Genomic DNA, 7,579 nt, shown 5'->3' on the forward strand with positions numbered 1-7,579 from the left:
CCCGGAACCTACCGGCGTTCGTTCTTGGAATCCAGATCGGCGGGGCTGTCGAGGTCGGAGGCGGTCTCGGGCTCCGAGGACAGGTCGAGCGGTGAAGCCTCGTCGTCGTCGAGCCCCTCGTAGGAGTCGACGGCCGGGTTGCGCCGCTCACGGACGAACATGATCAGCTCGGCGACCGCGAACAACAGCACCATCGGCCCGGCCAGCATGGCCATGGTGATGATGTCGCCGCCCGGCGTGATGATCGCGCTGAACACGAACAGCAGGAAGATGATCATGCGTCGGTGCTTGACGAGCGTCGCGCGCGGCAGGACACCGATCACGTTCAGGAAGATCAGCAGCAGCGGCAGCTCGAAGGAGACGCCGAACACCGCCAGCATGATCACCCAGTAGGTGAGGTAGTCGCTCATCTCCAGGAAGGGCAGCGCGCTGTCGGGCATGAACGACAACATGAAGCCCAGGCTGGTGTCCATCACCAGGTAGGCGAAGAACGCGCCGAGGAAGAAGAGCGGCACCGCGATCACCAAGAAGACGACGGTGTACTTCTTCTCGTTGCGATAGAGCGCTGGGGTGACGAACGACCAGAGCTGGTGCAGCCAGATCGGGGAGGCCGCGACGACCCCGACCAGGGCCGCGACCTTGATGTTGACGAAGAAGGACTCGAAGACCCCGCGCACCGCGAACGTGCACGTGCCCTCACGGACCTTCTGCGCAATGGGCAGACTGCAGTACGGCTCGGACATGAACGCCCAGATCGGGTCGAAGAAGATCAACCCGACGATGGTCGTCACCGCGACCGCGATCACGCTGACGACGACCCGGTTGCGCAGCTCGCGCAAGTGGTCCATCAGCGGCATGCGCCCCTCGGGGTCGGGCGGCTCCGAACCCCCGGAGCGCGGCTTCTTCAGCAGCGCCATCTACCAGTCCTGGGTGTGAGGGAACGTGCTAGGGATCACGCCTGCTTGTCGGCGGTCTTGGCGCCGGCACGCAGCCGGGCCGCCTCCTCCTCAAGGCGCCGGGCCTGCTCCTCCGGTGTGAGGACGGGCGCGGCCGGGGGAATCTGCTGCGCCGAGGGAGCGGGCTGCGGCTGCACCGTCTGGCCCTGCACGACGGTCGGCGACGGCTTGTCCTCGTCGTCGTCCTTGTGCATCGAGCTGGTCTCCGCCTTGAAGATGCGCAGGGACCGGCCCACACCGCGCGCGAGATCCGGCAGCTTCTTGCCCCCGAACAGCAGCAGGAGCACGAGGATGACGACGATCCACTCAGGTCCGAAGGACATGGGCAACTTCCTTATATCAGCGAGCGAGAGGGAGTCTCAGCCACGATCGTACGCTGCCGTGCGCCCAGACTCACCCCTTGGCGGTCTTGTTCATCCGGATTTGCCCCCGCAGACGCTGTTCCACGGGAGAAATCCGCTCCTGCGCCCGCGCGACCTCCGAACGCAGCCGCCGCGCCGCCGCGACGACCCTCAGCCCGATCACCGCCAGCACCGCCAGGCCCGCGAGCGCCAGGCCCGAGGCCGCGAGGATCCACGTCATGAACCGTGAGAGTACAGCGCCAGCGCCCGCTCGGCCTCCTCGCGCACCCGCTCGGCCATCGACACGGGTGCCACCACCCGGCCGGTGTCGCCGAGCCGCAGCGCCAGCCTGAGCACCCAGTCCTCGTCGCGGGCGCGCAACGCGATGCGCTGGCGTCCCTCGCCGAGCTCGGTGACGGCCTCGCACGGGTAGTACTCGGCGACCCACCGCCCGTCCGCGCTCACCTCCAGCTCGACCAGTTCGTCGGTCGGCGAGGGCCGGAAGACGCCCTGGGTGACGTCGATCGGCTCGGCGCCCGCGGGCGGGTCGGCCGCCAGGGCGAGGACCTCGACGCTCTGGATCCGGTCGAGGCGGAACAGGCGCATCGCCTCGGCCCGGTAGCACCAGCCCTCCAGGTAGGTGCGGCCGTCGACGACCAGCACCCGGGTGGGATCGACCTCGCGCGGCGTCACCTCGTCGCGGCCCGGCACGTAGTAGCGCAGCGACAGCCTGCGGCCCGAGGTGAGGGCGGCGCGCACCAGGGGCAGCGCGTCCGGCTGGGCCTCGACGTCCACTGCGACCTGGGTACTGACCGCCGCGGCGCCCTCGCCCGCGGCGCGCTCCAGCTTGGCCACCACCCTCGGCAACGCGTCGCCCGGCACCTCGGCCAGTTCGGGCATGGCCGCCAGCGTGCGCAGCGCGACGAGCAGCGCGCTGGCCTCGTCGATGCCGAGCCGCAGCGGCCTGGCGATGGTGTCGGCGTTGTCGATGAGGATCTCGCCGCCGTCCCAGGAGACGTCGATGAGATCGCCCGGCGTGTGGCCGGGCAGCCCGCACATCCACACCAGTTGCAGGTCGTCGATGACCTGCTTCTCGCTCAGCCCGAACACCTCCGCCACCTCGCCGACCGTCGCCCCCGGGTGGGACATCAGGTACGGCACCAGCGACAGCAGCCTCGGCAACCGGTCGGCGCTTGCGCTCATCGCGCCCTCTCCCCTTCTCGTGGTGCGCGCGCGGGTCATGCCTGACCCGCCAGGGCGCCCTTCAGCCTGCGGATGACGGACTCGCGGGCGTCCGGCGGGTCGAGGACCACGACCCCCGCGCCCATCGTGGCGACCCACCCGGCCAGCCGTTCGGGGTCCGAGAACCGCAGCGTCATCGTGTCCCAGCCGTCCTCGCCCGTGCCCGCCTCGACGAGGACGGCCTTCTGGCGCAGGCCCTCGCAGCAGCCCCGGCGCACGCGTACGGTCGCCGTGCGCTCCTCCGGGCCCTCGTCGGGGAAGCCCACCAGAGCCCGCAGGTCGACGCCCTGCGGCACCTCCACGTCACCGGCCCGGCCTACGGGCGCGACCTGGCCGGCGATCCGGCTCAGCCGGAAGGCACGCGAGGCCGCCCGGTCGCGGTCGTGCCCGATGAGGTACCAGCGGCCGCGCCTGCTGACCACGCCCCACGGCTCGACCGTACGGGTGCGCACGCTCTCGCTGCCCGCGCCCCGGTAGTCGAAGCGCACGGCCCTGCGGTCGCGTACGGCGTCCCACAGGGCGGGGAAGGCCGGGTCGCGGGTGTCGACCCGCAGCTCCAGCGCCCCTCCCCCGGCCTCCTCGGCCGCGACGCCGCCCGCGCGCAGCTTGAGCAGCGCTCCGGAGGCCGCCTCAGCCAGGCTGGCGCGCTGCCAGACCTGGGCGGCCAGGCCGAGCACGGCGGCCTCGTCCGGCTCCAGGTGGATCTCCGGCAGTTCGTACGACTCGCGCTCGATCCGGTAGCCGGGCTCGTCCTCCCACGGGTCGCGGACCACGTCGATGGGGATGCCGATCTCGCGCAACTCGTTCTTGTCGCGCTCGAACATCCGCTGGAACGCCTCGTCGCCGTCGCGGTCGTAGCCGGGCACGGCCTGGCGGATCTGCTCGGCCGACAGCGGGCGCCGGGTGGCGAGCAGGCAGATCACCAGATTCAGCAACCGCTCGGTCTTACGGCGCGACATCCGCCTCACTCCTCCTGTGTTCGACGCTACCCTGCCCTCGTGATCAGATGGCGCAAGGGCGAAGTGACGGCGATCCGCCGCGAATGGCCGGGAGCGGTGGAACTCGACGTCGTCGTGACCTCGGACGAACCCGCGGTCCGATGCCGGGCGCTGGCCTACCCCCCCTTGGTCGGCCGCCCGGAACCCGGCGACGAGGTCCTTCTCAACACGACGGCACTCGCGATGGGTCTCGGTACGGGAGGGTACGCCATGGTGGTGGCGGTCCCGAACCGATTGCCGGAAGATCCTGACGGTCCCGGCCACCTGGTAAAAGCACGATACACGCCGTTGCAGGCCACCGTCCTCGGAGCCGACGAGCAGGACTCCGACTTCCACGAGGCGCTGCGCGAGGCCGACTCGCTCGACGGCATGCCCGTCGTCGTCGCCGACCTGCACTCCGCGCTGGCCCCCATCCTCTGCGGCCTGTACGCCGACCGGCCCGGCGTCCGGGTCGCCTACGTGATGCTCGACGGCGGCGCGCTGCCCGCCTGGTTCTCGATGTCGGCCGCCCGGCTGCGCGAGCTCGACTGGCTGGCCGGCGTGGTCACGGTCGGGCAGGCGTTCGGCGGCGACGTCGAGGCGGTCACCACCCACACCGGGCTCCTGGCCGCCCGTCACGTCCTCGACGCCGACGTGGCGGTCGTCGCGCAGGGGCCGGGCAACCTCGGCACCGGTACCCGGTGGGGATTCTCCGGCGTGTCGGCGGGCGAGGCCGTCAACGCGGCCGCCGTCCTTCAGGGGCGCCCCGTGGCGGCGCTGCGCGTCAGCGAGGGCGACGCGCGCGAGCGGCACGTGGGGGTCTCCCACCACTCGCTGACCGCCTACGGGCGGGTGGCGCTCTCGCCCGCCCAGGTGCCGGTGCCCGAACTGCCCGGCGAGTTCGGCGAGCGGGTGCGCGACCAGGCGGAGCTTCTCGCCGTGCGGCACGAACTCGTGAGCGTACCCGTGGAGGGCCTGCACGAGGCGTTGCGCGCCTGCCCGGTGCGGTTGTCGACCATGGGGCGCGGGCTGGAGGAGGACCTCGCCTACTTCCTCGCCTCCGCGGCGGCGGGCAGACACGCCGCAGGGTTGCTGAAGTAGGCGGACCGCCGAAGCGATCCGCCCTCAGGCAGGGCACGCCGTGCGGTGGGTAAAGCCGTACGGCGGGAAAGCCGCGTGGGGGTGCGGTCGGCCACTTGGGCGGAGAACCGGTCCGCCGCTGGGACGGAAGTCGTACTCCGCGTGGTCCGAAAGGGTCGCCGCCGTTCATCCTCAGGAGGGATGACTGCGGCCCCGCTCTGGGAGAGCGTGGAGTCATGATGCGACTACGTCACGTTCGCACCACCGCGCCCGGCGCCCACACGGCCCGCGCCGGGACCCGCGGCCCCTTCCGAGGCGCGAAGGTCGCCTTGACGGCGGCGCTCACCGCCGCCGCGCTCACGCTGGCCGCCTGCGGCACGGCCGCCACCGGGGCGCAGCCGAGCCCCGCGCCGCCGGCGGAGCCGTCCTCGGCCGCTTCCTCGGGGACGGACCCGAGCGGCGGGCACGGCCTGCACTCCACCGGCGAGCCCGCCCCCGCCGCCGCCCTGCGCGAGGGGGAGCGCTTCGCGACGGTGGGCATGCCCGCCCCCTACACCCCCAAGCCGCCGAACGGCGGCACCGACGAGTACCGCTGCTTCATGATCGATCCCGCGCTGGGCAAGGGCGAGACGTTCCTGACCGGAGCCCAGTTCACGGCGAAGAACACGCAGGTCGTGCACCACGCGATCCTGTTCACGGTCCCGCCGGAGAACGTCGCCAAGGTGCGGGCCGTCGACGCCGCCGCCGACGGCGAGGGCTGGACCTGCTTCGGCGACGCCGGGGTGCGCGACGCGTCCTGGATCGGCCACTGGGCTCCGGGCGCGAACGAGGTCCTGCTCGACCCGAAGCTCGGCTACTCGATGCGCGAGGGCAGCATGATCGTCATGCAGGTCCACTACAGCACGCTCGCGCTGGACGGCGCACCCGCCGGGGCGGACCAGTCGAGCGTACGGCTGCGCCTGGCCTCGGGCCCGCGCACACCGCTGTCGACCGAGCTGCTCGCGGCCCCGGTCGAGCTGCCGTGCACCGAGCAGGAGTCCGGCGCGCTGTGCGAGCGCGAGGCGGCGGTCACGGACGTGGGCAAGAGATTCGGCGAGGAGTCGGTCACGAACGTCCAGGGCCTGGTCGAGGGGTGCGCGAAGGGCAAGGCACGGCCGGGTCCGACCCAGCACTGCGACATGACCTCCCCGGCGGCGTTCACGCTGCACGCGATGGCCGGGCACATGCACCTGCTGGGCCGTTCGATCAAGGTCGAACTCAACCCGGGCAAGAAGGACGGCAGGACGCTGCTGGACGTGCCGGACTACAACTTCGACAACCAGGAGCTGCGGCCGCTGGCCGAGCCGGTGAGCGTGCGCAAGGGCGACGTCCTGCGGGTGACCTGCACGCACGACGCGGGGTTGCGCGCGCAGCTGCCGCTGCTGAAGGAGTTGCCGCCGCGTTACGTGGTCTGGGGCGAGGGCACTCAGGACGAGATGTGCCTCGGCATCGCCGTCGCCTCGGCGTCCTCGTAGAAGTCGCGGAAGGTGAACGCCTCGGGGCCCGGCCCCTGGGTCCGGAGGCGTTCCAGCCGCTCGAAGCCCTCGGGGACGGTCGGCACGTGGCCGACGGGGATCCACCACATCACGGCGTACGGGTCGCGCATGTGCTCGAACCACTCGCGGCGGCGCCGCAGGTAGTCCATGTGCTCGGAGCGGTAGACGAAGTTCCACAGGTCGTCGCGCGACTCCCACACCGAGTAGGTGGTGATGACCATGGGGTCCACGTGCTCGATGAGCGCCCTCGGGTCGAGTTCGTCGGCCTGCATGCGCCACACGAAGCCGGGGGCCCCGTCGGCGAGGGAGTTGATCGGTTCCAATCCATCGATGAAGTCGGCGCTTCGGGGGTCGTCCGCGGGCGCGATCAGCCGCGCGACGTTCATCTGTGCCAGGTGCATGCGCTCACCTCACCATGCCGGGAACTTCTATGTCAATCATCATTGTTTATAGAAGTGAGGGTGACGCAGCACTCGCCGGGACGGGGATCCATGCGCGCGGCGTCCGGATCCTCCCCCATGCCGGCCAGCAGTCCCTGGCACAGGGCCAGGTTCATGGCGCACACCAGCACCGGGTGGTTCTGCGACAGGGCGTGGAAGGGGCAGTTGCGCATCCGCATGGCGTCGCCGTCGGCGTAGGGCTCGTACCCGCGCCCGCGCAGCACCGCGTCGACCGGCTCGTGCGCGTGCCCGGCGCCGATGCGCTCGCCCGCCCGTCGCGCGACCCGCTCCGCCTGCTCGCCCGCGCCCAGCGTCTCCACCACGTCGGCGAGCACGCCCGCGACGACGGTGTAGTCGCGCGGCGGCAGGTTCACGGAGCGCTCGGCCGGGGCCCGGCGGTACACCTTGGCGGGCCTGCCGCTGCCCGGCCCCTTCTTGAGCGGTGCCTGGAAGCCGCTCTCCAGCAGACCGGCCTCGACGAGCCGGTCGAGGTGGTGGGCGGCCAGCGTCCGGGACACGCCCACGGCCGCCGCGGCCTGCCCGCGCGCGACACCGCCCCCCTGGGCCACGACGTGGTCGTAGAGCGCCCGCCGGACGGGATCGTGCAGGTGGGTCACCGCGTCAAGGTCGTCGTCGCGCACACCCCTGAGTCTATTGACGCGACTTCGCACCCCGCCCTCCCACGGCCCGCGCACAGCCTGAACGGACAACGGCCCCGTACGGGCACAGCTTCGGCTGAGAGCCTTCAGGGCGCTTCTGAGGCGCCACCAGGCGCTCCAGCCCCCCGAACGACGTGAGCACGCCGAACACCCGCCAGCGGCCACCACGGACCCGGCGGCGGGACACGGCGCCCGAGGCGCGGCGCGGGACCCACCGACGGGACGCGGGCCCGAGGCGCGTCGCGGAGTCGGCGGCGGCACGCGGAGCCGGAGGCTCGTCGCGGAGGCGGCGCCGGGGCAGCGGGGTGGCGGTCGGCGAACATCGGCGCCGTTCACGGCGGCCGGCGCG

The 7,579-nt window shown here is 72.1% G+C and carries 9 protein-coding genes; 2 read left to right on the top strand and 7 right to left on the bottom strand.

All coding sequences use genetic code 11. The annotated features are described in order from the left end of the window. Window positions 1–8: 8 nt before the first annotated feature. The 5 genes from tatC to ABD120_RS08380 form a co-directional block, all read right to left on the bottom strand. Window positions 9–917, bottom strand: coding sequence for a twin-arginine translocase subunit TatC (tatC, locus tag ABD120_RS08360; protein WP_343949151.1), 909 nt, complete (start codon window positions 915–917; stop codon window positions 9–11). 35 nt (window positions 918–952) lie between these two features. Next, the gene (tatA, locus tag ABD120_RS08365) at window positions 953–1,279 is read right to left on the bottom strand and encodes a Sec-independent protein translocase subunit TatA (RefSeq protein WP_343949152.1); all 327 of its coding nucleotides are present in this window, start codon (window positions 1,277–1,279) and stop codon (window positions 953–955) included. A gap of 70 nt (window positions 1,280–1,349) precedes the next feature. Then, the gene (locus ABD120_RS08370; RefSeq protein WP_343949153.1) at window positions 1,350–1,538 is read right to left on the bottom strand and encodes a hypothetical protein; all 189 of its coding nucleotides are present in this window, start codon (window positions 1,536–1,538) and stop codon (window positions 1,350–1,352) included. After that, a complete protein-coding gene (locus ABD120_RS08375) occupies window positions 1,535–2,500 on the bottom strand; it encodes a helix-turn-helix transcriptional regulator (RefSeq protein WP_343949154.1) in 966 nt (321 codons plus the stop codon). Before ABD120_RS08375 ends, ABD120_RS08370 begins: the two co-directional genes overlap by 4 nt. A 35-nt stretch (window positions 2,501–2,535) precedes the next feature. Further along, entirely contained in the window at window positions 2,536–3,498 is a 963-nt protein-coding gene (locus ABD120_RS08380) for a helix-turn-helix transcriptional regulator (protein ID WP_343949155.1), read from the bottom strand. 39 nt (window positions 3,499–3,537) lie between these two features. On the opposite strand from ABD120_RS08380, the gene ABD120_RS08385 reads away from it, so the two are divergent. After that, the gene (locus ABD120_RS08385) at window positions 3,538–4,617 is read left to right on the top strand and encodes a DUF3866 family protein (protein WP_343949156.1); all 1,080 of its coding nucleotides are present in this window, start codon (window positions 3,538–3,540) and stop codon (window positions 4,615–4,617) included. Window positions 4,618–4,832: 215 nt separating this feature from the next. Beyond that, a complete protein-coding gene (locus tag ABD120_RS08390; protein ID WP_343949157.1) occupies window positions 4,833–6,110 on the top strand; it encodes a monooxygenase in 1,278 nt (425 codons plus the stop codon). Here ABD120_RS08390 and ABD120_RS08395 read toward each other — a convergent pair. Both ABD120_RS08395 and ABD120_RS08400 read right to left on the bottom strand, forming a co-directional pair. Beyond that, on the bottom strand, window positions 6,062–6,532 hold the full coding sequence (locus tag ABD120_RS08395; RefSeq protein WP_343949158.1) for a DUF3291 domain-containing protein: 471 nt from the start codon (window positions 6,530–6,532) through the stop codon (window positions 6,062–6,064). The genes ABD120_RS08390 and ABD120_RS08395 overlap by 49 nt on opposite strands. Window positions 6,533–6,564: 32 nt before the next feature. Next, on the bottom strand, window positions 6,565–7,212 hold the full coding sequence (locus ABD120_RS08400; RefSeq protein ID WP_343949159.1) for a helix-turn-helix transcriptional regulator: 648 nt from the start codon (window positions 7,210–7,212) through the stop codon (window positions 6,565–6,567). Window positions 7,213–7,579 lie beyond the last annotated feature (367 nt).

It is taken from the genome of Nonomuraea longicatena, assembly GCF_039525605.1.
Classification (GTDB): Bacteria; Actinomycetota; Actinomycetes; order Streptosporangiales; family Streptosporangiaceae; genus Nonomuraea; species Nonomuraea longicatena.